Source organism: Frankia sp. ACN1ag (genome assembly GCF_001414035.1).
GTDB lineage: Bacteria > Actinomycetota > Actinomycetes > Frankiales > Frankiaceae > Frankia > Frankia torreyi.
The window spans coordinates 1-25,811 of the sequence record NZ_LJPA01000031.1 but is presented as its reverse complement, the minus strand read 5'-3'; the positions used below and the strand labels follow the sequence as shown (position 1 = coordinate 25,811).

Sequence of the window (25,811 nt, the reverse complement as noted above, 5' to 3'; positions counted from 1 at the left end):
CACGGGATTCCGACGTCGGTGAAGTCGCACATCCGCGTCGAGGGGCTGCGCTACGTCCAGCCGGGCACGGACGTGGTGTCGAGTTTCGACGACATCTGCGTCGAGCGCCTGCGCCGGGCCGGAGCGATCATCATCGGTACGAACACCATGATGGGCGCCGGCGCCGACCTGACGCTCGCCCGGGACCGCCCCGGCGTGTTCAGCCCGTTCAACTGGGACGCCGAGGCGCTCAGCCCGTGGGACACCACCCGGGTTCCCGGCTGGTCCAGCTCCGGTGGCGCCGCGACGGCGGCGGCCCGGCTGCTGCCGGTGACCATCGGCTCGGACGGCGGGGGCTCGACCCGGCTGCCGGCCGCCTACTCCGGGGTGGTGGGCCTGCACACCTCCCGCGGGCTCATCCCGCACGTCAACTACGACAAGCCGACGATGCTGCTCACCGCCAGCTACGGGCCGCTGGCCCGGTACGTCCGCGACGCGGCGCTGTTCACCCGCGCGATGAGCGGCGGCGACGGGCGGGACTACGTGTGCCTGCAGGACGACACCCCCGATCCGGTCGACGCCCTCGACCGGGGTGTCGAGGGGATGTCGATGGCGTGGACCGAGGACTTCGGCTTCGCCGCGACCTACGCCACCGCCGACAGCGCGCGGATCATCGATGTCGCCCGGGCGGCCGCGCGCAGCCTCGTCACCCTCGGCGCCACCGTCGACCCGACCGCGGAGGTCTGGGAGGACCGCGCCGAGCGGGGCACCGTGCGCTGGACGGTGGAGCCGTCCGTCTACGAGGTCATGGTCGGCACCAACTCGGCCCCGCTGCCGGCGCTGGACCCGCTGCTCTACCGCGAGCAGGCGGAGTCTCGGGCGCGCAACTGGGAACGCTTCCAGCGCCTGTTCCGGCGCTACGACGTCATCCTGTCGGTCACCGCGCAGCGGATCGCCGCGCCCGTCGAGGAGTGGGAGCGCGCCTGGACCGTGGACGGCCCGACCTTCCCGGGCGGCAGCTTCGCCCCGGTGTACTGCAGCCACACGATGATCTTCAACTGGCTGGGGTTCCCCGCGGTGACGGTGCCGTGCGGCTTCGTCGACGGCCTGCCCGTCGGGCTGCAGATCGCGGCCTGGCACGGCCGCGAGGACCTGGTTCTCCGCGTCGCCGAGGCCTTCCAGCAGGCGTTCCCCCGCGACGAACACCCGGCTGTGAGCTGACGTCGGCGGCTCGGCTGATAACGGCTCGGCTGGTTTCGGCTCGGGCGGGTCCGACTCGGGCGGGTCCGGCTCGGGCGGGTCCGGATCAGGCGGTGGCGGCGCGGTCGCGTTCGAGGGACCGATGGACGCCGTCGAGCACCAGGTCGAGCCCGGCGACGAACTCCGCGTCCGCGTCCGCGTGCTCGTCCGGCGTCAGGGGCGCCAGCATGGCCCCGGAGGTGTAGAAGAACAGGACCCGCACCACCCGGTCCGCGCCGATCGGGGTGAAACCGACCTCCCGCAGCGTCCCGTTCAGGGACGCGTAGAGCCCATGTGGCATCGGGTCGGCGACGTGCGCGGAGATGTGGCCCGCCATCCCCGGGTAGGCGCCGACGACCTCGCGGAAGCGCAGCAGGAACGACCGGATGCCGGCACTCCAGTCCGCGCCGGTCGGCTCGCACGGACCGACCCGGGCGTAGAGCTCGAGCGTGACCAGGCGCAGGAGGTGTTCCTTCGTCGGCACGTGCTTGTACGTCGCGCCGACCGCCACGCCAAGGCGGTCGGAGAGGCGGCGCATGGTGAGGCCCTCCACCCCGTCCGCACCGATGATCTCCAGGGCCTCGCCCACGATCTCGGCCTCGTGCAGCGCGCCGCGCCGCGGCCCGCCGCGGCTACCCCCCGTCGCGGCAGCATGCATGGGGACAGCCTAGATCCGTGGGCCGGGTGGGATCGGATGGTGTCCCGCGGTAGCGCGGAACACCACGCCGGCCGCCGGTGGCGGGCTGCGTAAGGTGACGGGGCATTGCGAGATGGTCACGCCGTTGGTGGCGTGATGGTCACCGGCTGGGCTGGGCTGGGCGGGTTCCGGGGGACGGGCCGGCGTGGCGTTCGAGGGGAGGTGGCCGCCGTGTCGGCGGGCAGACCCGAGGCGGACGAACCGCACCCGTCGGTTCCGGACGAACCGCACCCGTCGGTTCCGGACGAGGCCGCAGGTGACCATCCCGATGCCTCGGCGGAACGTCCCACCGCGCCGGTGGAGCCGCCGGAGGCCGGGACCGAGCTCTCCGCCGGCGACGTCGTGCCGGGCGGCTTCGGCTGGGCCCGGGTGGCCGGCAGGGTCGTCCCGCTCGCCGCGACCGGCGCGGCGCTGTACCTGCTCATGCCGCAGCTCCTCGCGGTGTTCTCCGCGTTTCCCCGGCTGCGGACGTTCCAGCCCCTGTGGTATCCGGCGATGGTGCTGCTGGAGGCGGCCAGCTTCGCCTGTGTCTGGCAGCTCCAGCGGATCGCGATCAGCGGGTTGAGCTGGTTCCTCTCGGTTACCTCGCAGCTCGTCTCGAACAGCATCAGCCGGATCGTGCCGGGCGGGATCGCGGTCGGCGGCGCCGTGCAGTTCCGCATGCTGAACCGGGGCGGCTGCGATCCCGCCGCCGCCGGATTCGCGCTGACCGCGACCTCCATGGTGACCACGGGCATCGTGTTCGGGCTGCCCCTGGTCGTGCTGCCGGTGATCGCCTTCGGCCAGCCGGCGCCGCCCGGCCTCACCACGATCGCCACCACCGGCGGGCTGGCGTTCGCCCTGCTCGTGATCGTCGGTGTGATCCTCGCGCGGTCGGACGCGACAGTCCGTCTGCTCGCTCGGGCGGTCACCCGGCTGGCCCGACTGGCCCGGCGGTCGGCGCCCGCGGACCTTCCCGACGTGCTCGTCGCCCGGCGCACGGACGTGATCCGCTCGCTGGGGAGCCGCTGGCCCGGGGCCGTGCTGACCGCGGCCGGTAAGTGGGGGCTGGACTACCTCGCGCTGCTCGCGGCGCTGGCCGGGGCCGGCCAACATCCGCGGGTTTCCCTCGTGCTACTCGCTTACGTCGCCGCCAATGTTCTCGCTATGATTCCCATCACGCCCGGTGGTCTCGGCTTCGTCGAGGCGGGCCTGACCGGAACCCTCGCGCTCGCCGGGGTGCCGGCGGCGGCTGCCGCGGTGTCGACGCTGGCCTACCGGCTGGTGTCGTTCTGGCTGCCGCTGGCCGCCGGCGCCCCTGCCTGGGTCGCCTACCGCGTCCGGTACCGGTGACCCGCTCTTTCCGGTGGGCTGGTGGCCGGTGGGCCGCTGGCTGGTGGCCGGGGCTGGTGACCGGTGGCCGCGGTGCCGCTCCCGCTGCCGTTACCTGAGTGTGTCTCGGGGGAGCAGGAAGTCGGAGTACTACGAGATTCCTCCAATAGGCAGGCCCCGGCAGGCGTGAAACGGTGGGTGACGTGCCCGCCGCCCGCCCTGGAAGTCCGGGCGCGGCGCGGCGGCGTTCGGTCGTCGGATGCGGCCGAAGCGCAGGTCGCCCAGCCCGTCGGGTTCGGCGCGCGTCACCGACCTCAACTCTTCCGTGGGGCAGGCCGTGCGATACGAGATTCTGGGACCTCTGCGCGTGCTCGACGGCGACCGGCAGGTGCACGTGAGCGCCCCGAAACTGACGGTGCTGCTGGCGGTGCTGCTCGCCCGCGCCCGGCAGGTGGTCGCCGCCGACCTGCTGGTCGCCGAGATCTGGCCGGAGGATCCGCCGCGGCGGGCGACCGCCGCGCTGCACGTCTACGTCTCCCAGCTACGTAAGCTGCTCACCTGCCCGCGGCGCCCGCAGTGCCCGATCATCACCCGGTCACCGGGATACCTGCTGGCCGTCGAGCCGGAGGCGGTCGACCTGCACCAGTTCGAGCAGCGGGTGGCGGCCGGCCGGCGCCATGCCCGCTCCGGCCGGCACCCGCAGGCGGTCGAGCAGTTCACGGCCGCGCTGGCGCTGTGGCGCAGTCCCGCACTCAGCGATCTGCGCGACGGGCCGATCGTGGACGCCTTCGCCACCCGGCTGGAGGAGGCCCGGCTGGAGTGCCTGGAGATGATGATGGAATCCGGGCTCAGTGCCGGTCGCCACCGCGAACTCGTCGGCCAGTTGTTCGAGCTGACCCTGGAACACCCGATGCGGGAGGCCTTCTACCGCCAGCTCATGATCGCGCTCTACCGCTCGGAGCGACAGGCCGACGCGCTACGGGTGTACCAGCGCGCACGGGGGCTGCTCGCCGAGGAGCTCGGCGTCGAGCCGGGCCGCCACCTGNGGGAGATCCAGCGTGCCATCCTGCGCGACGACGACCGGTTCGAGCTGCCCTCCACGGGCTGACCGGACCAGCGGGCCGGACCAGCGGGCCGGGTCAGCGGGGGCCATTGCCGTCGACGAGGCGGACCAGCGTCACCCGGGAGGACACGCCGAGCTTGCGGTAGATGCGGGTCAGGTGCGCGTCCACCGTCCGGGGGCTCAGCCGCAGGTCGTAGGCGATCTGTCGGCTCGTCTTGCCGCCGACCGCGACCAGGGCGATCTCGCGTTCCCGGGGAGTGAGGTCGGCCAGCGCGTCGACGCCGGCCGAACGCCGCTCGTCCAGCGAGCGCAGGGCGGCGCGGGCCTGCGCGCCCAGCCGGTGCGCCCCGCACCGGCCGGCCAGCTCGACGGCGACGGCGAGCTGGCGGGCGGCCGGGTTGGTGCGTCCCGCCGCCGCCAGGCACAACCCGCCCTGCACCAGCAGGTAGGTGCGCAGCGAGAGCATGCCGGCAGCGGCGAACAGGTCCGCCGCCTGCTGGTAGAGCGCGCCGGCCGCGGCCGGCTCGGCGTGGCGCACCGCGTGCGCCCGGGCCGCGAGGGCATGCCCGCGCTGGTAGCCCAGATTCAGGCCCTCGGCGGCCTGTTCGGCGCCGTCCGCCCAGCGCAGGGCGGCGGAGACGTCCCCGAGACGTTCGGAGGCGGCGGTGAGCGCCTCGAACGCCATCGGGCGCAGGACGGGCGACAGCTCCGCCAGCGTCTCGCCGCCGCCGGTGTCGAGGATCAGCGCCATCGTCCGGTGCGGGTCGCCGCTGTCGGTCTCGGCCGCGTACGCGGTCCAGATGGCCGCCACATCGCCCCACCAGGACCGCCGAGGTGTCGGCCGGGCGGTGAACCGCTCGATGGCGGCCTCCTCGGCGAGCGTGGCCGCCCGCCGGCTGCCGTGGCCGTCGATCCACACCCCGGCCAGCGCCTCGATGGCGTCGGCGAGGTTCGTGTGGTGGCCGCGCCGGGTGTTGCGGATGAGGTGCTGCACCTCGGTAGCGGTCTGGCGGGCGTCGGCGAGCCGGCCGACCCGGTGGTAGACCGCGCCGAGCCCGCCGAGCAGCAGCGGCAGGGTGTCGTCGCGGCCGGTGCGGCGGGCGAGGGCGGCGCCGCGGCTGAAGTGCCGTTCGGCGTCGAGCTGGCGGCCCAGCACCGAGTCCGCCCAACCGAGCAGGGCCAGGTGTTCGGGATGGTCGGCGAGATCGGCGTCGGGCAACCGGTCGGCGATGGCGATGCAGCGGGTCACGGTCGCCGCGGCCGCCGGGATGTTCCCGCCGAACGCCTCGACGACCCCGCGTAGGGCCAGCGCGCCGACCTCGGCGGTGTGATCCTGCTGTTCGCGGGCGAGCCGCAGCAGCAGGCCCAGGTCGTCGGGGCTGGGCGGCGTCCCGTCGAGCAGCCCCACCGCCCCCCGGGTCAGCAGCAGGGTGATGACGGCCGGCCGTGCCTGCGGGCGCACCGGCCGGCCGGCGGCGGTCGGCGGGTGGTGGGCGCGCTGCCCCGGCGGCTCGCCGATGGCCGCGTCGATCTCGTCGGTGAGGATGGCCTGCGAGTCCGCGTGCTGCCCGAGGGAGTAGGCCAGCATGGCGCACAGGGAAGCGAGGTCGGCGCGGGCCGTCGCCGGGAGGGTGGCGGCCAGCCGCAGGGTCTGGCGGATCTGCGCCAGGCTCTCCGCGAGCTGTCCGGCCGCGCCCAACGCCCGGGCCAGGCCGAGGGACAGCTCGCCGCGCAGGCCCTGGACCCGCTCCGGATCCTCGCCGTCGACGCCCGCGAGGATGCGCAGTGCCAGCCACAGCCAGCGCACGGCATCGGGTGGCGCGCTGGCCAGCCTCTCCTCGGCCGCCCAGGCGAGTACCTCCACCTCGTCGAGACCCGAGTCCTGCGGACAGTGCTCGAGGTGGGCCGCGAGGACGGCCGGCGGCGCGCCGGACAGGCCGAGGATCCGCGCCGCCCGGCGGTGCGCCGCGCGCCGCCAGCCCGGGTCGACGGTCGGATAGAGCAGGCGGGCCAGCAGCGGATGGCGCAGCCGGTAGGCCTCCCCGTCGCCGGTCGCCACCAGCAGGTCCCGGGCGACGAGCGTGGCGACGGCGGTGCAGGCCGGGTCGATCGCCAGCTCGGCGACGGCGGCGGCGGTGTCGACGTCGAACGCCTCGTCGAGAACCACCGCCGCCCAGACCACATGCAGGCACGCCGGGTCGAGTCCGGCGAGCTCGGCCAGCACCGGGCTGACCAGGTCGCCCGGCGGCCGGTCGAGATCGCTGACGTCGTGCCCCCTGCCGGCGTCGGACGTCAGCTCGGCCCAGCCGGGGGAGAGTCCGTGGGCGAGGGCGGTCAGACCGAGCAGGTAGTGCGGATTGCCCTCGCTCGCCTGGTGGAGCTCCCGCAGCCGGGCGTCGTCCGCGGCCAGGCCGGTGAGCTGCGCCGCCTGGTCCAGGGTGAGCGGTGGGATGTCGATGCGGTCGACGGTGCCGAGTTCCTCGCCCTGGGCGAGGGAGCTGAGCAGCCGGGGCGGGCTCTGGCGCGGCCGGTGGGCCAGGACGAGCAGCAGGTGGGCGTCGACCGGCCAACGGACGAGGTGGTCGATGAGTGCGTTGGACGCCTCGTCCGCCCAGTGGACGTCGTCGACGATCAGGACGAGCCCGTCGCCGGCCGCCCGACCCAGCAACAGCCGGGCGGCGTCGAACAGCGCGCCCTCGGCGTCCGGCGTCGACAACATGGCGGCCAGCAGCGGTCCGGGTGAGGACCGGTCGGCCTCCGCCGAGGGCGGCGGTTGGATGGACAGCAGCCGGCTGAACACCCCGAAGCGGACCGCCTGGTCGGTCTCGGCGCAGCGGCCGCTGACGACCGGCAGGCCGCGCCGGGCCGCCTGCCGGGTCAGCTCGCCGAGCAGCCGGGTCTTGCCGATGCCGGGGTCCCCGCGGATCTCGACGATGCGCCCCTGACCGGCTGCCAACGCCTCGAGTGCCGCCAGCAGGCGGCGACGTTCCTTGGGCCGGACCGCGCGCGGCCGCCGGCCGGCGCCGGAACGTGAGCCGGTCAAGTGAGGTCGGGCCGGGGCACGGCGGCGAGCAGGGTCCGGGTGTACTCCTGCGCCGGCTGGGCGAAGACCTGCCCGACCGGTCCGGTCTCGACGACCAAGCCGTCCTTCATTACCACCAGTCGGTCGCTGATGTGGTGGATGACGCCGAGGTCATGGGAGATGAACAGCATGGCGACTCCGAGATCGTGCTGGAGCCCGGCGAGCAGGTCGAGGATCTGGGCCTGGACCGAGACGTCGAGCGCGGAGACCGGCTCGTCGCAGACGAGCAGCTCGGGCTCCGTGGCCAGGGCCCGCGCGATGGCCACCCGCTGCCGCTGACCACCGGAGAGCTCCGGCGGCCGCCGCCGCCGCAGGCCGGGTGCCAGTCCCACCCGTTCGAGCAGGTCGACGACCCGGTCACGGCGTTGCTGCCCGCGCCGTACCCCGGCCGCGCCCAATGCCTCACCGATGATCTTCTCGGTGGTGAACCGCGGATCGAACGATCCGAGCGGGTCCTGGTAGACGGCCTGGATGCGCGGCCGCAGGGCGCGCCGTTCGCGTTCCCGCAGCCCGCTCCAGGGCGCGCCGGCGAAACGCACCGTTCCGGAGTCCGGGGCCTGCATCCCCAGCACGATCCGGGCCACGGTCGTCTTGCCGGACCCGGACTCGCCGACCACTCCGAGGGTCTCGCCGGCGAACAGCTCGAACGACACGTCCCGCACGGCGTGCCGCCAGGATCCGTCGGGGGAGCGGAACCGCTGGTTGATCGCGGTCACCTCGACGAGCGGACCGGCGTCGGCGCCCCGCCCCGGCCGCCCCGTCCCGGCCACCGGTACGACCGCCGCGGCGACGGGGGCCGTGACGGGGGCCGTGACGGCCGCGGGCGGACCGGGATGCCAGCACAGCGTCCGGTGGGCGGGCTCGTCCCCCGCCGCCGGCGGCAGCTCGGCGCGGCAGCGCTCGTCGCTGTGCGGGCAGCGGGCCGCGTACGGGCAGCCGGCGGTGGCCGGCGGGCGGTCGACCGGCGTGATCGACAGTCGGGTGCCCTTGGCGTGCATCGCGGGCACGGCCGCGAGCAGCGCCTGCGTGTACGGGTGACGCGGGTCGGCCAGCACCGCGGCGGTCGGCCCCTGCTCGACGACCAGCCCGCCGTACATGACCGCTACCTGGTCGGCGAGCCCGGCGACGACGGCGAGATCGTGGCTGATCAGCAGGACCGACCTGCCCGCCGCGGTCAGGCCGCGCAGCAGGTCGAGCACCTGCGCCTGCACGGTGACGTCGAGGGCCGTGGTGGGCTCGTCGGCCACCAGCAGTTCCGGGCCGGCGGCGAGCGCCGAGGCGATCAGCGCGCGCTGGCGCAGGCCGCCGGAGAGCTGGTGCGGGTACTGCGCCGCCCGCTGGGCCGGTTCGGGCACGCCCACGTCGGTGAGCAGGCTCAGCACGCGGGAGTGGACCCCGGCCCGGTCGACGACCCGGTGGGTGCGCAGCGCCTCGGCGATCTCCGCGCCGGCGGTGCGCAGCGGGTCGAGGGAGACCAGGGCGTCCTGGAGCACCAGGCCGATGTGCCGGCCGCGGACGCGCCGCCACGACGCCTCGCGCAACCTGATGAGGTCGCGGCCGGCGAAGCCCAGCCGCCGCGCGCTGACCGTCGCGCGGGCACCCGTCAGCCCGACGAGCGTCCGGGCGGTGACGCTCTTGCCGGAACCGGACTCCCCGACGATGGCGAGGCACTCGCCCCGGCGCAGGGTGAACGACACGTCCCNCACAGCCTGGACGGGACGCGCGGACCGGGCGTCGAAGGTCACGCTGAGCCCCTCTACGACCAGCAGGGGGTCATCGGTCGGCACGTCGGGCCGGGCCGCCGTGCTCGGTCCGTCCGTCGGCAGGGACGCCGCGCTTGGCACGTCCGTCGGCAGGGACGCCGCCCCCGGCACGTCCGTCGGCGGGGATGCCGCGCTTGGCACGTCCGTCGCGATGACCGCGCCAGGCGCCTGCGACGAGTGGACCGGCGGGACGGACGCCGGCGGCACCGGGGCGAGGGCCGCCGGAGCGGGCGCCCCGGAGGGGTCGCTCATCGGCTTGTCCTCCTCGTGTAGCGCGCCTGGGCGTGGCGTCCCACGACGTTCACGGCGATCACCGTGACGGCGATCGCGGCGCCCGGGAACACCCCGATCCACCAGGCGGTGGACAGGTAGTTGCGGCCCTCCGAGAGCATCAGCCCCCACTCCGGGGTCGGCGGCCCGACGCCGAACCCGAGGAAGCTCAGGCTGGAGGCGGCGATGAGCGTGGTGCCGAAGCCGACGGTCGCCAGCACCAGCAGCGGGCCCAGGGTGTTCGGCAGGATGTGCCGCGCGACCAGCAGCCAGCGGCGCAGGCCCAGCCCGACGGCCGCCTCGACGTAGCCGGAGCGGCGCACCACCAGCGCCTCCGCCCGTACCATCCGGGCGTAGCCGGGCACGGTGGAGATCGCCACCGCGAGGGTCAGGTTCCACGCGCCGCTGCCCAGCACCGTCATCGCCAGCAGGGCCAGCAGCAGCGGCGGCAACGCGAGCAGGACGTCGGCCAGCCGCATCAGCACCGTGTCCGCGGCCCGGCCGCCGAGCGCGGCGGCCAGGCCCAGCACCGCGCCGGCCAGCACGCCGAGCAGGGTCGCGCCCACGCCGAGCCGCAGCGACCGGCCGGCCCCGTCGACCACCCGGGTGAACACGTCCCGGCCGAGCTGGTCGGTGCCGAACCAGTGCGCCCCGCTCGGGCCGTGCAGCGCGTCGACCGACGCGGTGTCCGTCGGGGACCTGTCGGTGAACAGCCCCGGTGCCACCGCGATGAGGATGATCAGCAGCAGGATGCCGGCCGCGAGCACCAGCCCGACCCGGGGTGGCCGGCGCCCGCGGGTCAGGCCGCGCCGGCCGAGCCCGGCGGCGACGTCGATCGCCGTCATGCCTGCGCGCCCTTCATGCCCGCCTTGTTCATCTCCGGCGCCGGCTCCTCGTGGTTCTGGTCGGGTTGTGCTCCCCGACCCCCGCCCTCGGCTCGCAGCCGCGGGTCGATGGCGAGGTAGAGCAGGTCGACGGCGGTGGAGATCACGACGAACACCAGCGCGGACAGCAGCACCACGCCCATCACGACGGGCATGTCCCGGCTGCTGACGGCCTGCAGGGTCAGCGCGCCGATGCCGGGTCGGGCGAAGACCTTCTCGACGAGCACCGCACCGCCCAGCAGGGTGCCGGTCAGCCAGCCCGAGAGCGTGACCAGCGGCACCGCCGCGTGCCGCAGCGCGTGCCGCAGCCGGACCGCGGTCTGGCTCAGGCCCCGGGCCCGCGCGGTGGTGGCGAAGGGCTGTTCGAGCGCGGTCTCCAACCCCTCCCGCAGCACCTGGCCGAGGATCCCGGCCACCGGCAGGCCGAGGGTCAGCGCGGGAAGAACCAGCGCGGAGAACCCGTCGGCCCCGGCGACCGGGAACAGCTCGACGCGGAACGAGAACGCGGTGAGCAGCAGGATGCCCAGCCAGAACGACGGCGTGGACACCGCGACGAGCTCCCAGAGGTTGGCCAGCGCGCGCAGGCCGGGGCGGCGGCCCGCCGTGGCCACCGCCGAGGCCACCGCGAGGACCACCGCCACGACGATCGCGGCCAGGGCGAGCTCCACCGTCGGGCGCAACTGGTCCCCGATCAGCGCCGACACCGGCTGCTGGAGCTGGTAGGAGTCGCCGAGATCGCCTTGCAGGAGCCGGCCCAGGTAACGCAGGTACTGCATGATCAACGGCTGGTCGAGGCCCAGATCGAGCCGGATCTGGGCCCGCACCTCGGGCGAGGCCATGGTCGACGGCCCGAGGATGATGGCCACCGGATCGCCGGGCAGCAGGTGCAGGGCGATGAACGCCGTAGTCGCCGCGCCCAGCATGACCGCCGCCGCGGCGGCCACCCGGCGGCCGACGGCGGCGGCCACCCCCCGCAGGACCCGGGCCCGGGCGGGCCCCGCGGACCCGTCCGGCCGGGGCGTGCTGCTCACCGGGGTGGCCGTCATTGTCAGCTACGCCAGGTGTCGAAGAGCAGCGGCTTGCCGTTGGGGTCGACGGTCAGCCCCGACACGTCGGTCGCAATGGCGACGAGCTTCGTCGGGATGTAGATCGGCAGCACGACCGCATCGTCGACGACCACCCGGTGCTGCACCTTGCCGTACAGGTCGTCCCGCTTGGCCCGGTCGAGGGTGGCCGCGCCGGCCTCGGTCCAGGTGTCCACCTGCGGGTCCTTCAGGTTCGCCGCGTTCTGACCGCCGGTGGCCGGCAGGCTGGCCGAGTTGAAGAACCCGCGCAGGATGTCCGGCTCGAACCGCGTCCACGAGAAGTCGTACAGGTCGTAGTTGCCGTTCAGGGCCAGGGAGACGTAGGCGCCGATGTCGAGGGCGGGTCGGGTGACCTCCACGCCGATCTTCTTCAGGTCCGCCTGGATCGCCTGGGCGACGACCTCCCGCTGCTCGCGGGTGTGCGGCGGGTTCCACGGCCAGTTCACGGTCAGCCGCTTGCCGTCCTTCGTCCGGTAGCCCTGGCCGTCGCGGCCCGTCCAACCGGCCTCGTCGAGCAGCTTCCCGGCGGCCGTCGGATCGAACGCGATGGCGTTGGTCAGCGTCTTGTCGTAGGACGGGGTGGCCGGGGTCAGCGGGCTCCACGCCCGGGCGTACTGGCCGAAGTACACCGTCTTCACGGCCTGGTCGACGTCGGCGCCGAGCTGGATCGCCCGGCGGACCCGCACGTCGTCCAGGGGTCCGTGCGCGGTGTTGAGGTACACGTTGTAGGCGCCGCCGGCGTCCTCCACCTTGCGGATCTGCAGACCCTTGTCCGCTTCGACCGTCTTGGTGTCCGACGGCGGAATGCTCGTGGCCACGTCGACCTGGCCGCTGGTCACGGCGCCGACCCGGACCGTGTCCTCGGTCAGGAAGCGGAAGGTCACCTTGTCCAGGTAGGCCGCGCCGGTGTGCGCGGCCTGCTGCGGCGCCCAGTTGTACTTCGGGTTCTTCGTCAGGACGACGCTCTGGCCCTTGGTGTAGCTGCTGAAGACGAACGGTCCGGTGCCGACGATCGCGCTGCCGCCGGCGCACAGCGCATCGGGGCCGCGGCTGAGCGAACGGGTGGAGTAGAAGCCCAGGTTGGGGGTGCTCGCTCCCTGCAGGAACGGGGCGAAGGGCTTGGAGAAGTTGACCTTCACTGTGTGCGCGTCGACGACGTCGGTGCCGGTGTAGGGGCCGAGCAGGGTGGCCGCGTACTGCGACTTCGTCTTCTTGTCGACGATGCGGTCGAAGTTCGCCTTCACCGCGGCCGCGTCGAACGGCGTGCCGTCGGTGAACGTCACCCCCTCACGCAGCTTGAAAGTGTAGGTCTTCAGGTCCGAGGCGACCTCCCACGACGTCGCCAGCCACGGATGGAATACGCCCTTGGCGTCGACGGTCACCAGGGAGTCGACTACCCCGCGTTCGATGTCACCGGTGATTCCCTGCTGATTGACCTGGAGATCGAAGCAGGTCGGTTCGACGTCGAGGGCGTAGGTCAGCGACCCGCCGGCCTTGGGCTTGCCCGATCCAGCCCCGGACCCTCCCGCGTCGGAGCCGGAACCCGAGTCCGAGCCGCAGGAGGTGAGAACCAGGGTCGCCGCTGTCGCTGCGGCGAAAAGAAGGTGGACGGGTTTGGCGAGACGCATGCGTGTGCTCCGGGAGTATGGAGGATGGCGTGGTGCGGAATTTCCGGGACTGGCCCGATGGCGGCAGTCGAAGTGTGCACGAAAAGGGCTGGGAAGAGACCAGAAATGGCCGATCGACGGCGTCTCGGCGCAGCAGAGACGGCGTTATCGGAGAACGTTAGGGCAAGCCGCCGCGCCGGGGGCCCGGGCGCGGCGTTACATGATCAAGATTGTCGATTCCCCTTGCGGCGTCCCGCCATCGGGGCCGTGCGGATCGCCAGGCCCGTGAACCGGCCCCGGAATCCTCCGGGCCCGGTCGGGCGGCCGATCACACCTCAAGGTGAGGACGGGCGATGGTGGTCTTTCGGCTGTCCTGCCCTAGCGGGAATGCCGGTCGCCGCCGGGACAGGAAGCGCTCGAAACCCGCAGCAGATCGATGTGCCGGCGCGCGGTGAGGACGGTGCGCGCTGCTGTTCCGGCGATCTGACGGGGCGGTCGGACGAAGGTGTGGCCGAACGGCACCCGCGGAATGGAAGTCAATGTCCGGCGGCGCGTCCGCGAGGTCGGAAGGTGCTGCCGGTCGTCCACGGAATTCATCTTAGAGAAACCTGGCACTTTTGTGGTGGAAACTGTGATTCATGCCACTTCCGATGTTATCGGCTGCGATTCGGTTGCGGTCGTGGTTACGTCCAACCCGACGCACAGTCCGTGCTATGTGGGTTCGATCCCGGGCGCAAGGACCGGGTTCGAGGACCGTCGGTGTTCCGCCGCCGGTCCGAATAGTTACGGATGACTGTCCGCCCAGCCCGACCGCCGGTCGGTGCCGGCGAATCCGCCTTCCTCGAACCGTCCTCGAACCGTCCTCGAACCGTTCAGGAATAGGCCCGGACGTCCTCGTCGCCGGCGACCGCCGGCACGCTCGCCCCGGATGCCTCCGGCGCCGCCTGGGTGGCCGCCGCCGACGGACGGTCGCGCAGGAGCAGGGCGACGACCACGCTGATCACTACCGCGGTGACGGCGGAGACCAGACCGCCGACCCGCAGCCCGTCCACCACGCTGTCCGGCGTGGGGACGCCGCCGGCGCCGAGGTCGAGCCCGGAGTTGGCCACCGCCACGATCGCCGCCAGCCCCACCGCGCTGCCGACCTGTTGCGAGGTGGAGGCCACCGCGTTGGCGACGCCCTGCTCCTCGACGGCGATCCCGTGCCCGGCCGCGGAGAAGCACACCGTGAAGGCGATGCCGCCACCGATGCCCCACACCGCGATGCCGGGCAGCAGCGCCGGGTAGGAGCCGCCCACCGACATGCCGGGGACGAGCAGCCCGATGCCGATCCCGCACAGCAGCAGCGCGACGGCCATCGTCGCGCCGTACCCCAGCTTGGCGACGCTGGTGGTGGCCAGCGGGCCGGCGCCGGCCATGGAGATCAGCGTCAGCGGGAGGAAGGCCAGCCCCGCCTTCAGCGGGCTGTAGCCGAGGACGTTCTGCAGGTAGGTGGTGAACAGGAAGTACTCGCCGGCCAGCGTGCCGGCGAAGACGAACACGGCGAGCACGGCCGTGGTCAGGTTGCGGTATCCCAGCAGCCGAGGCGGCAGCAGCGGGTTGCGCAGCCGCCCCTCGAGGACGGCGAAGCCGGCGAGGATCACCACGCCGAGCGCGATCGCGCCGGCCGCGCGCACCGACCACCAGCCCGCGTCCGGCCCGCTGACCAACCCGAACACCACCAGGGCGACCCCGGCGGTGGCCAGCAGACCACCGGGAAGGTCGAACCCGGTGCGCGCGGGCCGGGTGCCGTCCGCCGCCAGCAGTCTCGGCGCCGCCGCGGCGATGAGTGCCGCGACCGGGACGTTGACGAAGAAGACCCACTCCCAGCCGAGGTAGTTGGTCAGGACGCCGCCGAGCAGCGCGCCGGCGGCGAGTCCACCGCCACCCGCGGCACCCCACGCGGCCAGCGCGCGGGTGCGCTCGGCGCCCGGCTGGAAGGTGGTGTTGATCAACGTGAGGATCGCCGGGAACAGCAGCGCCCCGCCGACCCCCTGCACGGCCCGCGCGGCGATCAGCAGCCCCGGGTCGCTCGCGAGGCCGCCGGCGAGCGAGGACAGGCCGTAGAGCAGCACCGCGGTGAGGAACACCCGCCGCGCCCCGAGCCGGTCGGCCGCCCGGCCGCCCAGCAGCAGCAGCCCTCCGAACGTCACCGCGTAGGCGCTGACGACCCACTGCAGGGACTGGGAACTGAAATCGAGCTCCCGGCCGATGTCCGGCAGCGCGACATAGACGATGTTGTAGTCAATAGCGATCATGAATTGGGCGAACGCCAGGAGTGCGAGCGTCAGCCCGAGCCCTGGCCGTGGTCGGGACACGGATGCATCCACTGGAGTGGCTCTTTCTGTCGCTGGACGTCGGGTTCTGCCCCCGGGCGTCGGGTTCTGCCCCCGGGCGTCGGGTTCTGCCCCCGGGCGCCGGGTCAGGCCCCGGGTGTCGGGTCAGGCCCCGGGGTGGTCGCGCCCGGCCCTCGGCGGTGGGCGCGATCGGGGCGGGGNGTCAAAAATTCTACACACCGTTCTGTTTCTGCTCCACGAGTGATTGCTGAACGGGACGCGATCTCTGAGCGCCGTATAGTAGTTGGGCATTGTAAGGTGTCAAGAGTGGACGGAGTGAAACTGAGTCGGCGGGAGCGCCTGCGGGTCGAGACCGTGCGGGACATCAAGGAGATCGCGCTTCGTCACATGGCCGAGCAGGGCGCCGCGGGCCTGTCGCTGCGGGCGATCGCGCGGGAGATGGGGATGACCGCCGGCGCGCTGTACAGCTATTACGACACCCGCGACGATCTGATCACCGCCCTGATCGTCGACGTGTACGACTCCCTCGCCCAGGCACTGGAGGCCGCGCGCCGCTCCCGGCCCGACGACCCGGCCGGCCAGCTCGAGGCCGTCGGGGTGACCTACCGGGAGTGGGCGATTGGTCGCTCCCCGGAGTTCCAGCTCGTCTATGGCGACCCGATCCCCGGCTACAAGGTGCGCGACGACGGCGCCGAACTCGCGGCCGAGCACCGGGCCTGCGGCGTCCTGATCAGGATCGTCGCCGCCGCCTGGCCCGGGATCGGGGCCACCCGGGCCGCGGCCGAGGCCACCGCCGAGGTGACCACCGGCGGGCCGGCCCGGCCCGCCCCGGCCGCCGCCGGCTCGTACACATGGTCGGATTTTCGGCCCGACTTCGCCGCGATGGCGCGCACCTCGTTCCCCGACTTCCCGCCCGACGCCGCCGCGCTGTCCCTGCGGATCTGGGGCCGCCTGCACGGCCTCGTCGCGCTGGAGGTGTACGGCCACCTGCGGCCGCAGGTGAACGACCCGGCCCGGCTGTACGGTGACGAGCTGCGCGACCTGTGCGAGTTGCTCAACCTCACCCCGAGCGGCGCCCCGACCGCCTGACCGGCCTGACCGGCCTGCCCGGCCCGACGGCCTGCCCGGCCCGACGGCCCGGCCGGTGGCCGGCCGGGCCGGGCCCGGTCAAGGCGTGAGGTTCGGCAGCCGGTCGGCCGATGCCCGCCACTGCTCGGGAAGCGGCTGCTGGACGACCGGCCGTGGGGCGTCCGGCGAGCTGGCGGCCAGGGGGTAGCGGGGCACGATCTGCCGGGCAGCGATTCGCCACCCGCCGTCGGTCCGCACCAGGACGTCCCGGTACTCGCCGTTGGTCACCGAACCGTCGGCGAGCACGGCGAGGTAGCGGCTCACCGCCCGCACCGTGCCGTCCGGGTCGGCCAGGACCACGGTGCTCACGGTCTGATGGTCGGCGGCGTCGGGTGGCAGCCCGCGCTGGAACTCCGCCACCTCGGCGAGCCCGCGCAGGGACCTGCCGCTGCGCTGGAACTCGACCGCGACGTCCGCGGCGAACACCAGCCCGAGGTCGTCGGCCTGCCGGTTGTCGAACACGTGCGAGAACAGGGCCAGGGTCTGTCCGATCTCGGCGAGATCGGCGGCCGACAGCTTCGCGCTCATCGCGGTTGTCCCCTCCGTCGCGGCCGGCGCGCTCAGGCGGCGGCGATGGCGCCGACCTGACGCAGGATGGTGAGCCGGTCCGGCAGCACGGTGTAGTTGACGATCTGGCCGTCCCGGAAGGTGATGAGGCTGATGCTGGTGGCGTCGATGGGCTTGCCGGTCGCGGGCGCGCCGAACAGTTCGCCCTGATGGGTGCCCTCGATCCGCCAGTACACGACCACCCGGTCGTCCTCCGCGACGAGATCGGTCACCGTGGTGCGCACGTCCGGGACCGCTGACCGCAGCCACTCGAGATGCTCCCGGAAACCGGCGCGGCCGATGGACCAGCCGGCGTGCTGGCGGGTGGCGTCGTCCCCGTCGTCGGCGACGAACGTCTCCAGCAGCTCCGCCTTGCCGTAGTTCACCACCTCCTCGTAAAGCCGCCGCGCGATCTCCTTGTTGGCCTCGATGCTCATGCCGATCCCTTTCCAAGTTCGACTTTCAAGATGATCTGAAATCTGTTCGTCCGTAGACGGATTACTGCGGCGGCTCGCCCTGGTAGGTGGGTGGCAGCAGAATTCCGTTGGAGGCGGACAGGCCGCCGTCGACCGGTATGACGGCGCCGGTGATGTAGGACGCCGCCGGGGACGCGAGGAAATAGATGACCTCGGCCTGCTCCGCCGGCTGCGCCCAGCGTCCCAGCGGGACGCGCCGGGTCACCGCCGCGGCGAAGGCCGGGTTGGCGCGCTGACCGGCCGTGCGGGGGGTCTCGGTGAGGCCGGGGGCGACGGCGTTGATCCGGATGCCCTCGAAGGCGTAGTCCAGCGCGGCGGAGCGCACCAGGTTGTTCGCTGCGGCCTTCGTGGTGTTGTAGGCCCAGGTGTAGGGGTCTCCCCGCAGCCCGGCGCCGGACGACGTCACGACGATCGACCCTCCCCCGGTGGCCCGCAGCGCCGGCGCGGCCGCGCGGATCCCCAGCACCAGCCCGCGGACGTTCACGGCGTAGATCGTGTCGAGGCTCTCGGCCGCGCCCGCCGCCTCGATCGGCGGCGCGCCCCCGAGACCGGCGTTGAGCACCGCCGCGTCGAGCCGGCCGAAGCGCTCGACCGCCAGGGCGACCATGGCGTCGTTCGTCGCCGGGTCCGCCACGTCACCGACGAGGGTCACCACGTCCTCGCGGGTGCCGAGCTTGGCCAGGCCCTCCTCGGACACGTCGACGGCGACGACACCGAACCCGCGTTCGGCGAACAGCTCGACGGTTGCCTCGCCGATCCCGGCCGCGGCGCCGGTGACGACGACTGCTCCCCTGGCCATGTCGACTCTTCTCTCCCGCACCCGCGGTCGTTCGTCGAACGGCCCCGCAACATGCGTGTAGTAATCGGGCAGCATCCGGCCCGGATTGATCGGCTGTGTTATTCCCGCCGACGCTCGCGCCGGCCGGTGTGTCGCTGATGTTTCCCAACCCTACCGGGCTTGGAAACGCGGTGGGCTGCTTTCTGGTTGCTTGTTCTCCGGTCCCGCACAACAAAGAACTGCGTGGTCCGGACGGTTGGCCCGGACGGCGACGGACAGCCAACCGGGAATGGTCCGGCGCGGCTAGGTAGAAGTACGTAGCCGCGCCGGCCGTCCGCCGTCAGGCGAGGGAGTCGATGAACTGGCGGATCGCCGCCACCGTCGTCGGCGAGTGCTCCTCGAGGATCGAGAAGTGCTCGCCGGGCACGTCCACCGTCGTGTGCGGCGTGGTCCAGTACGCCTGCCAGCCGTCCGGGTCCGCCGGATCGATGATCGTCCGTCGTAGCGGGTCCGCCGCCCGGATGAGCAGCGTCGGGGCGGCGACCGGCTTCGCCTGCCAGCCGTTGAAGACCCGTACGTAGGCGCCCATGGTGGTCAGGCTCGCGTCGCTCCAGACCATCTGGTACCGATCGACCCGGTCGAGCATCCCGGTGATCATCGCGGTCAGCCACCAGTCCGCCATCCCCTCGCGGGTGGCGCTCTCGGGCGGGTAGCTGTCGACGAGCACCAGCCCGGACGGGGTGATTCCGGCGTTCTCCAGCTCCGCCGCCACCGCGTGCGCGACGACCCCGCCCATCGAGCGGCCGACGAGGACGAACGGCTCGTCCCCGACCAGCCTGGTCACCTCCCGCACGTGCATCTCGATGTAGGTGGGCTCGTCGATCGGGACGTGGTCGCTCTCGTCGTAGCCCGGCGAGGGCAGCACGAACACGTCCCGTTCGCCGCGCAGCAGGGTGCCGAGCCGGGCGTACTCGTGCGGCCCGGAGATCGCGCTCATCGCCGGGAAGCAGATCAGCCGATGGCGCGCCGGCCCCTCGGTGAGCTCCGGCCCCTCGGTGAGCTTCGGCCCCTCGGCGAGCTGGAGCGTCGGCACGGCGTGCCGCGCGCTGTCGGCCGCGCCGAAGACGGGTCGTAGGGCCGAGGCGACGACCAGGAGCTGGGCCGCGGCCGCGAAGTTGTCCCGGGCGCACAGCGCCTGGTACAGCTCGGACAGCGGTCCCTCCTGGGGGCCGATGGCGGTCGGCCGGCCCGCCGCCGGCCCGCCGGCCGCCGTGCTCGCGCCGCCCCCGGCGGGCGCGGCGGCCAGGATTTTCGCGAGCTGCTCGGCGAGGTACGCGGCGAGCGCGGCCGCGCTCGGGTGGTCGAAGGTGAGGGTGGCGGGCAGGCGCAGGCCGGTGGCGGTGTTCAGCCGGTTGCGCAGCTCGACGGCGGTCAGTGAGTCCAGGCCCAGCTCGCCGAAGTCCCGCTCGGCCTCGACGGTGCCGACGTCGCGGTGGCCCAGCACCGCCGCGACCTCCTGACGGACGTGCTCGAGCAGGATCGACTCCCGCTGCTCGTCGGGGGCCGCCGCCAGCCGGCCGCGCAGCGCAGCGGCGTCCGCACGCGACGCCGCGGCACCCTGTGCGGCACCCCGGCGGCCCGGGCGCACGAGGCCGCGCAGCAGCGGGGGCACCCCGTCGGTGGCCGCCCGCCGGCTGATCGTGGCGACATCGAGGGCGGCGGGGACGAGCAGCGGCTGGTGGAGGGTGCCGGCGGCGTCGAACAGGGCGAGACCGTCGGCGGGCGCCAACGACCGCAGACCGCTCTGCGTGATGCGGGCCCGGTCGGCGGCGGTGAGGTTCTCGGTGANNGTGCTGGTGTCGTTCCAGAGTCCCCAGGCGAGGCTGGTGGCGGGGAGTCCGTGGGCGTGGCGGTGGTGGGCGAGGGCGTCGAGGAAGGTGTTGGCGGTGGCGTAGTTGGCTTGGCCGGGGTTGCCGGTGATGGCGGCGATGGAGGAGTAGAGGACGAAGGCTTTGAGGGGGTGGTGGCGGGTGAGGNGGTGGAGGTGCCAGGCGCCGTCGATTTTGGGGGTGAGGACGGTGTGGAGGCGGTCTTCGGTGAGGTTGGTGAGGGTGGTGTCGTCGAGGGTGCCGGCGGTGTGGATGACGGCGGTGAGGGGGNGGTGGGGGTCGAGGGTGTCGAGGAGGTGTTGGAGTTGGTGGGGGTTGGTGGTGTCGGTGGCGGTGATGGTGATGGTGGCGCCGAGGTTTTCGAGTTCGGTGCGGATTGTCTGGGCGTGGGGGTGGTCGGGGCCGGTGCGGCTGGTGAGGTGGAGGTGGCGGGTGTGGTGGTGGGTGATGAGGTGGTGGGCGAGGTGGTGGGCGAGGGTGCCGAGGCCGCCGGTGATGAGGACGGTGCCGTCGGGGTCGAGATCCCAGCCCGCCGGATGCACCTGGTCGGCCGGCTCGGCCGGCTGGGCGGGGTCGGCCGAGTCCGCCGCAGCGGGTACGGCGGGCGTGGCGGCCGCTGCGGCTGCGGCTGCCGGGACGAGACGTGGGGTGTGGGCGGTGCCCCGGCGCAGGGCGAGCTGGTTCTCGCCGCTGGCCAGTGCGGCGGCGACGGCCGCGGGCAGGCCGGCGCGGCTGTCGGGGTCGCCGTCGAGGTCGATCAGCAGGATGCGGTCGGGCTGCTCGCTCTGGGCGGTGCGCAGCAGACCGGTCAGGGGCGCGGTGGTCAGGTCGACATCCTCCCCGGCGACGCTGACCGCGCCGGAGGTGAGGACCGCGAGCCGGGTCGTGTCCAACCGACGGTCGGACAGGTAGGTCTGCAGCAGCTCCAACGCCCGCTGCGTGGCCGCCCGCGCCGCGGCGGGGACGTCCACGATGTCCGAGGCATCGGCGGGGCGCGCGAGGTCCGCGGCGCCGAGGGGCAGGACGACGAGGTCGGGAACGGCGGTGCCCGCCTCGATCGCCGCGCCGAGGGACGCGAGGTCGGGATGATCCGTCCGGGTGACGCCCGCCCCGAGCTCGGCCGGCACGGCCTCGCCGGCGTCGGCGCCGACGACGGCCCAACCGGTGGCCGCTGAATCCGTCGTGGCCGGTGGGTCCGTGGCGGCCAGCCGCAGGGGCGGCCAGGTCACCTCGTAGAGCGAATCCGAACGGCGGCGTCGGGCCGCGGCGAGCTGCTCGGCGGAGACCACCCGGGCCAGCAGCGACTCGACGGTGATGACGGGGGCGCCGGTGGGGTCGGTGGCGTGCAGGGAGATCTCGTCGCTGCCGTGGACGGCGAGGTGGACGCGCAGGCTGGTCGCGCCGGTGGCGTGCAGGCGCACGCCGTTCCAGGCGAACGGCAGTCGGCTGTGACCCGCGGGCACGTCCGCGAGCCCGTGGAAGACCGACAGGTGCACGGCCGCGTCGAGCAGCGCGGGATGCACCCCGAAGGCGGCGCCCTGGTGCTGGTCGCTCCCGGCCTCGGGGAGGGCGACCTCGGCGTACAGGTCGTCGCCGGCGCGCCAGGCGGCGCGCAGGCCCTGGAAGGCCGGCCCGTAGGCCAGCCCCGACGCGGCCAGCGCGGGGTAGACGTCTCCTACGGGCACCTCCAGCGCTCGCGGCGGCGGCCACGCGGCCAGCGCTTCGGGCTCGCCGCCGCCTTCGCCGTCGTTGCCGTCGCCGCCTGCGCCGCTGCCGTCATCGGCGGCGAAGACCCCGCTGGCGTGCCGCGTCCACGCGGCGTCGGGCGAGTCCTGCGGCCGGGAGTGGATGGCGACGGGCCGGCGGCCGGTGTCGTCGGGGGCGGTGACGGTGACCTGGATGGCGACGGCGGCGCGCTCGGGCAGGATGAGCGGCGCCTCGAAGAGCAGCTCGTCCAACGTTCCCGCACCGAGATCGTCGCCGGCCCGCAGCGCCAGCTCGACGAAGGCGGTGCCGGGCACGAGCACGTTGCCCTGCACCGTGTGGTCGGCGAGCCAGGGATGGGTCGCCAGCGAGAGTCGGCCGGAGAACAGCACCCCGTCCTGGTCGGCCAGTCCGATGGCCGCGCCGAGCAGCGGATGGTCCGCGCTGGCGAGGCCAAGCCCGGCGACGCTGTGCCCACCGGTCGACGCCTCCCGCAGCCAGTAGCGCTGGCGCTGGAAGGGGTAGGTGGGGAGGGTGGCCGCGAGGTGAGCGGGGTTGCTGCCGGTGCCGACGGTGTCACTGGTGCCCGTGGCGCCGGTGGGGTCGCCGGTGGCGGTGGCGCCGTCGGTGTTGCCGATGCTCTGGGGGTCGGTGGTGGGTGTGGTGGGGCTTGTGGTGGTGGGGGGTGTGGGGGTGTGGCCTTCGGTGTGGAGGGTGGCCAGGGCGGTGGCGAGGGTGGTGGCGGGGGGCTTGGTGCGGTGGAGGGTGGGGGTGGCGGTGAAGCGGGGNCGGTCGTTGCTGTCGCTGGTGCTGTCGCCGCTGGTGCTGTCGAGGGTGGTGAGGGTTTGGGTGGTCAGTGCCGTGAGGGTGGTGTCGGGTCCGAGTTCGAGGTAGGTGGTGACGCCCTGGCCGAGCAGGGTGGTGATGCCGTGGGCGTAGCGGACGGTGTGGCGGATGTGGCGGGTCCAGTAGTCGGGGGTGGTGTGGTCGCCGTCGATGGGAAGGGTGCCGGTGAGGCCGGCGATGAGGGGGATCGAGGGCTGGTGGTAGGTGATGGTGCTGGTGGTGGTGTGGAAGGTGTCGAGGATGGGGTCGGTGAGGGGGCTGTGGAAGGCGTGGCTGACGGTGAGGGTTCGGCTGCGGATGCCTTGGGNGGTGGCTTGTTCGGCGATGTGGGTGAGGGCGATGGTGTCGCCGGCGATGACGGTGTTGGTGGGGCTGTTGAGGGCGGCGATGTCGAGGGTGGGTTGGTCGGCGATGAGGGTGCGGGTGGTGTGTTCGTCGGTGTGGAGGGTGAGCATGCTGCCGCCGGGGGGGAGGCTGGCGAGTAGGCGGGCGCGGGTGGTGACGAGGTGGGCGGCGTCGTCGAGGGTGAGGATGCCGGCGAGGTGGGCGGCGGTGATTTCGCCGAGGCTGTGGCCGATGAGGTAGTCGGGGGTGATGCCGTGAGACGTGATGAGGCGGTAGAGGGCGGTCTGGAGGGCGAACAGGGTGGGTTGGGTCCAGGCGGTGTGGTGGATGGTCGATGCCTGGGGGCTGTCGGGGTCGGCGTGGAGGATGTCGAGCAGGGGCTGGTCGAGGTGGGGAGCCAGGGCGTCGGCGGCGTCGTGGAGGGCTTGGCGGTAGACGGGGTGGGTGGTGTACAACGCGTGGCCCATGCGGGGGTACTGGCTGCCCTGGCCGGAGAAGGCGAAGGCGAGCTTGCCCGTCCCGGCCAATCCGGTGATGACGGATGGGTCGGGTTGGCCGTCGGCGAGGNGGTCGAGGCTGGCGAGCAGGCTTTTGGTGCTGGTCGCGAGGGTGATCGCGCGGTGTGGGAACACGGTGCGCGTCGCCAGCGCCCGGGCCAGCGCCGGAAGCGGTACCCGCCCGGTGTCGCGGATGTCGACGGTGTCGGCGGAGTCGCGGGTGTCGCGGGTGCGCAGGTGGGTGGCCAGGCGGCGGGCCTGGTCGCGTAGCGCCTCGGGGCTGCGCGCGGACAACGGCACCAGTACCGGCAGCGCCTCGACCGCGCCTCCATCGGCTCCCGGATCTCCTGGCCCGGTCGTGGGACCGCCCGCCTCTGCCCGGTCCGCCTCTGCCCGGTCCGCGTCGGCCTGGGCCGGACCGGCGGCGAGGGTGTCCGCGTCCGCGGGGGGCTGTTCGATGATGACGTGGGCGTTGGTGCCGCTGATGCCGAAGGAGGAGACGGCGGCGCGGCGCGGCCGGTCGGTGTCGGGCCAGGGGGTGGGTTCGGTGAGGAGCGCGACGTCCCCGTCGGTCCAGTCGACGTGGGGGCTGGGGGCGTCGACGTGCAGGGTGCGGGGCAGGGTGCCGTGCCGGATCGCGAGGACGGTCTTGATGATGCCGGCGGCGCCGGCGGCGGCCTGGGTGTGGCCGATGTTGGACTTGAGGCTGCCGAGCCACAGCGGTCGGTCGGCGGGCCGCTCGCGGCCGTAGGTGGCGACGATGGCCTGGGCCTCGATGGGGTCGCCGAGCGGCGTGCCGGTGCCGTGGCCTTCGACCGCGTCGACGTCCGCCGGGGCGAGGCCGGCGGCGGCGAGGGCGGCGCGGATGACCCGCTGCTGGGCCGGGCCGTTCGGCGCGGTCAGACCGTTGGAGGCGCCGTCCTGGTTGACCGCGGTGCCGCGGACCACGGCGAGCACGGGATGGCCGTGGCGTTGGGCGTCGGAGAGCCGTTCGACGAGGAGCATGGTGGCGCCCTCGGCCCAGCCGACGCCGTCGGCGCCGGCGGCGAAGGCCTTGCACCGCCCGTCGCGGGCGAGGCCGCGCTGCCGGGAGAACTCGATGAACTCGGTGGGCGTCGCCATCACGGCCACGCCGCCGGCCAGCGCCAGGTCGGCTTCGCCGCTGCGCAGCGCCTGGGCGGCGAGGTGCAGGGCGACCAGGGACGACGAGCAGGCGGTGTCGATGGTGACCGACGGTCCCTCGAAGCCGAACGTGTAGGAGATCCGCCCCGAAGCCACGCTGCCGGCGATCCCGGTGCCGAGGTAGCCCTCCAGCTCCGGCGGTACCTCGCGCAGTCGGGTGCCGTAGTCGTGGTACATGACGCCGGCGAAGACGCCGGTGGTGCTGCCGCGCAGGGTGGTGGGGTCGATGCCGGCGCGTTCGATGGCTTCCCAGCTTGTTTCGAGCAGGAGGCGTTGCTGGGGGTCGGTGGCGAGGGCTTCGCGGGGGGAGATGCCGAAGAACTCGGCGTCGAAGTCGGCGGCGTCGTGCAGGAAGCCACCGTGGCGGGCGTAGGACGTGCCGGCCGCGTCCGGATCGGGGTCGTAGAGCCGCTCCAGATCCCAGCCGCGGTTCGTCGGGAAGGCGCTGATCGCGTCCCGGCCCTCGGCAACCAGCTCCCAGAGCTCCTCCGGTGTGGTGACCCCGCCCGGCAGGCGGCAGGCCATCCCGACGATGGCGATCGGTTCGTCCGTCACGGCGGGCGCGGTGCCGGCGCCGGCACCGGTGCCGGCCGGGCGGGCGTCGTCGGCGGCCGCGAGGGTCGTCACGAGATGGGCGGCCAGCGCGTCCGGGGTGGGATGATCGAAGGTGAGGGTGGCGGGCAGGCGCAGGCCGGTGGCGGTGTTCAGCCGGTTGCGCAGCTCGACGGCGGTCAGCGAGTCCAGGCCGAGGGCGCTGAACGCCCGGTCGGCGGCGATGCCGTCCGCGCTGGCGTGTCCGAGCACCGCGGCGATCTCGCGGCGCACCGCGGCGAGCGCCTCGGCCTGCCGGTCGCCCGGCGCCAGCTCGGCGAGCCGGCGGGCGAGCGACGAACCGCCGGCGGCAGCCGTTCCGACGCCCACACCGGCGGCGCGCCGCACCGGGGGGACGAGGGCGCGCAGCAGCGGCGGCACGCCGCGCTGGACGGACTGGGCGCGGATCGCGGCCAGGTCGAGGGCGGCGGGGACGAGCAGCGGCTGGTGGAGGGTGCCGGCGGCGTCGAACAGGGCGAGACCGTCGGCGGGCGCCAACGACCGCAGACCGCT

General features: G+C 73.6%; 15 protein-coding genes and 8 pseudogenes. 4 read left to right on the top strand and 19 right to left on the bottom strand.

Annotated features, from left to right (window positions below; translation table 11 throughout):
- The coding region (locus UK82_RS23605; RefSeq protein ID WP_236706353.1) for an amidase at positions 1–1,200 on the top strand (1,200 nt) is incomplete at its 5' end.
- A gap of 85 nt (positions 1,201–1,285) precedes the next feature.
- Here UK82_RS23605 and UK82_RS23600 read toward each other — a convergent pair.
- Positions 1,286–1,876 (bottom strand): TetR/AcrR family transcriptional regulator, encoded by a 591-nt coding sequence (locus UK82_RS23600; RefSeq protein WP_044888361.1) that lies wholly within the window; start codon positions 1,874–1,876, stop codon positions 1,286–1,288.
- A gap of 210 nt (positions 1,877–2,086) precedes the next feature.
- Between UK82_RS23600 and UK82_RS23595 the strand changes: the two genes are divergently transcribed.
- Positions 2,087–3,247, top strand: coding sequence for a lysylphosphatidylglycerol synthase transmembrane domain-containing protein (locus UK82_RS23595; RefSeq protein ID WP_236706352.1), 1,161 nt, complete (start codon positions 2,087–2,089; stop codon positions 3,245–3,247).
- Between the two features lie 316 nt (positions 3,248–3,563).
- Positions 3,564–4,271 (top strand): annotated as a pseudogene (locus UK82_RS23590) (BTAD domain-containing putative transcriptional regulator); the annotation flags it as partial.
- Positions 4,272–4,365: 94 nt separating this feature from the next.
- Here UK82_RS23590 and UK82_RS23585 read toward each other — a convergent pair.
- From UK82_RS23585 to UK82_RS23560, 8 genes and pseudogenes are all read right to left on the bottom strand, one after another.
- On the bottom strand, positions 4,366–7,332 hold the full coding sequence (locus UK82_RS23585) for a LuxR family transcriptional regulator (protein WP_055409394.1): 2,967 nt from the start codon (positions 7,330–7,332) through the stop codon (positions 4,366–4,368).
- A pseudogene (locus tag UK82_RS23580) lies at positions 7,329–9,073 on the bottom strand (dipeptide ABC transporter ATP-binding protein); the annotation flags it as partial. The gene UK82_RS23585 and the pseudogene UK82_RS23580, both read right to left, overlap by 4 nt.
- Before the next feature lies 1 nt (position 9,074).
- Positions 9,075–9,386: pseudogene (locus UK82_RS39790) on the bottom strand (hypothetical protein); the annotation flags it as partial.
- A complete protein-coding gene (locus UK82_RS23575; protein ID WP_044888364.1) occupies positions 9,383–10,249 on the bottom strand; it encodes an ABC transporter permease in 867 nt (288 codons plus the stop codon). The gene UK82_RS23575 and the pseudogene UK82_RS39790, both read right to left, overlap by 4 nt.
- Entirely contained in the window at positions 10,246–11,334 is a 1,089-nt protein-coding gene (locus tag UK82_RS23570; RefSeq protein ID WP_052681566.1) for an ABC transporter permease, read from the bottom strand. The genes UK82_RS23575 and UK82_RS23570 overlap by 4 nt, the downstream gene beginning before the upstream one ends.
- 2 nt (positions 11,335–11,336) lie before the next feature.
- Positions 11,337–13,001 (bottom strand): ABC transporter substrate-binding protein, encoded by a 1,665-nt coding sequence (locus UK82_RS23565; RefSeq protein ID WP_044888365.1) that lies wholly within the window; start codon positions 12,999–13,001, stop codon positions 11,337–11,339.
- 357 nt (positions 13,002–13,358) lie between these two features.
- On the bottom strand, positions 13,359–13,577 hold the full coding sequence (locus tag UK82_RS43225) for a putative leader peptide (protein WP_370657190.1): 219 nt from the start codon (positions 13,575–13,577) through the stop codon (positions 13,359–13,361).
- A gap of 275 nt (positions 13,578–13,852) precedes the next feature.
- Positions 13,853–15,337 (bottom strand): MFS transporter, encoded by a 1,485-nt coding sequence (locus UK82_RS23560; RefSeq protein ID WP_055409392.1) that lies wholly within the window; start codon positions 15,335–15,337, stop codon positions 13,853–13,855.
- Positions 15,338–15,631: 294 nt separating this feature from the next.
- Between UK82_RS23560 and UK82_RS23555 the strand changes: the two genes are divergently transcribed.
- Positions 15,632–16,405, top strand: a complete 774-nt coding sequence (locus UK82_RS23555) for a TetR/AcrR family transcriptional regulator (protein ID WP_236706351.1) — start codon at positions 15,632–15,634, stop codon at positions 16,403–16,405.
- 78 nt (positions 16,406–16,483) lie between these two features.
- Here UK82_RS23555 and UK82_RS23550 read toward each other — a convergent pair whose 3' ends face one another.
- The 10 genes and pseudogenes from UK82_RS23550 to UK82_RS39755 all read right to left on the bottom strand — a co-directional run.
- On the bottom strand, positions 16,484–16,972 hold the full coding sequence (locus tag UK82_RS23550) for a nuclear transport factor 2 family protein (RefSeq protein WP_044888367.1): 489 nt from the start codon (positions 16,970–16,972) through the stop codon (positions 16,484–16,486).
- 32 nt (positions 16,973–17,004) lie between these two features.
- Positions 17,005–17,427, bottom strand: coding sequence for an ester cyclase (locus UK82_RS23545; RefSeq protein ID WP_044888368.1), 423 nt, complete (start codon positions 17,425–17,427; stop codon positions 17,005–17,007).
- A gap of 61 nt (positions 17,428–17,488) precedes the next feature.
- Positions 17,489–18,265, bottom strand: a complete 777-nt coding sequence (locus UK82_RS23540; protein WP_044888369.1) for an SDR family NAD(P)-dependent oxidoreductase — start codon at positions 18,263–18,265, stop codon at positions 17,489–17,491.
- A gap of 319 nt (positions 18,266–18,584) precedes the next feature.
- Complete coding sequence (locus tag UK82_RS39785; protein WP_255354347.1) at positions 18,585–19,892, bottom strand: thioesterase domain-containing protein; 1,308 nt, start codon at positions 19,890–19,892, stop codon at positions 18,585–18,587.
- 202 nt (positions 19,893–20,094) lie between these two features.
- Positions 20,095–20,280 (bottom strand): annotated as a pseudogene (locus UK82_RS39780) (ketoreductase domain-containing protein); the annotation flags it as partial.
- 1 nt (position 20,281) lies between these two features.
- Positions 20,282–20,403: pseudogene (locus tag UK82_RS39775) on the bottom strand (KR domain-containing protein); the annotation flags it as partial.
- Position 20,404: 1 nt separating this feature from the next.
- Positions 20,405–22,625, bottom strand: a pseudogene (locus UK82_RS39770) (polyketide synthase dehydratase domain-containing protein); the annotation flags it as partial.
- Position 22,626: 1 nt separating this feature from the next.
- Positions 22,627–22,990: pseudogene (locus tag UK82_RS39765) on the bottom strand (acyltransferase domain-containing protein); the annotation flags it as partial.
- Between the two features lies 1 nt (position 22,991).
- Positions 22,992–23,595: pseudogene (locus tag UK82_RS39760) on the bottom strand (acyltransferase domain-containing protein); the annotation flags it as partial.
- Between the two features lies 1 nt (position 23,596).
- A partial coding sequence (locus UK82_RS39755) for a beta-ketoacyl synthase N-terminal-like domain-containing protein (RefSeq protein WP_396230628.1) occupies positions 23,597–25,811 on the bottom strand: 2,215 nt, incomplete at both ends.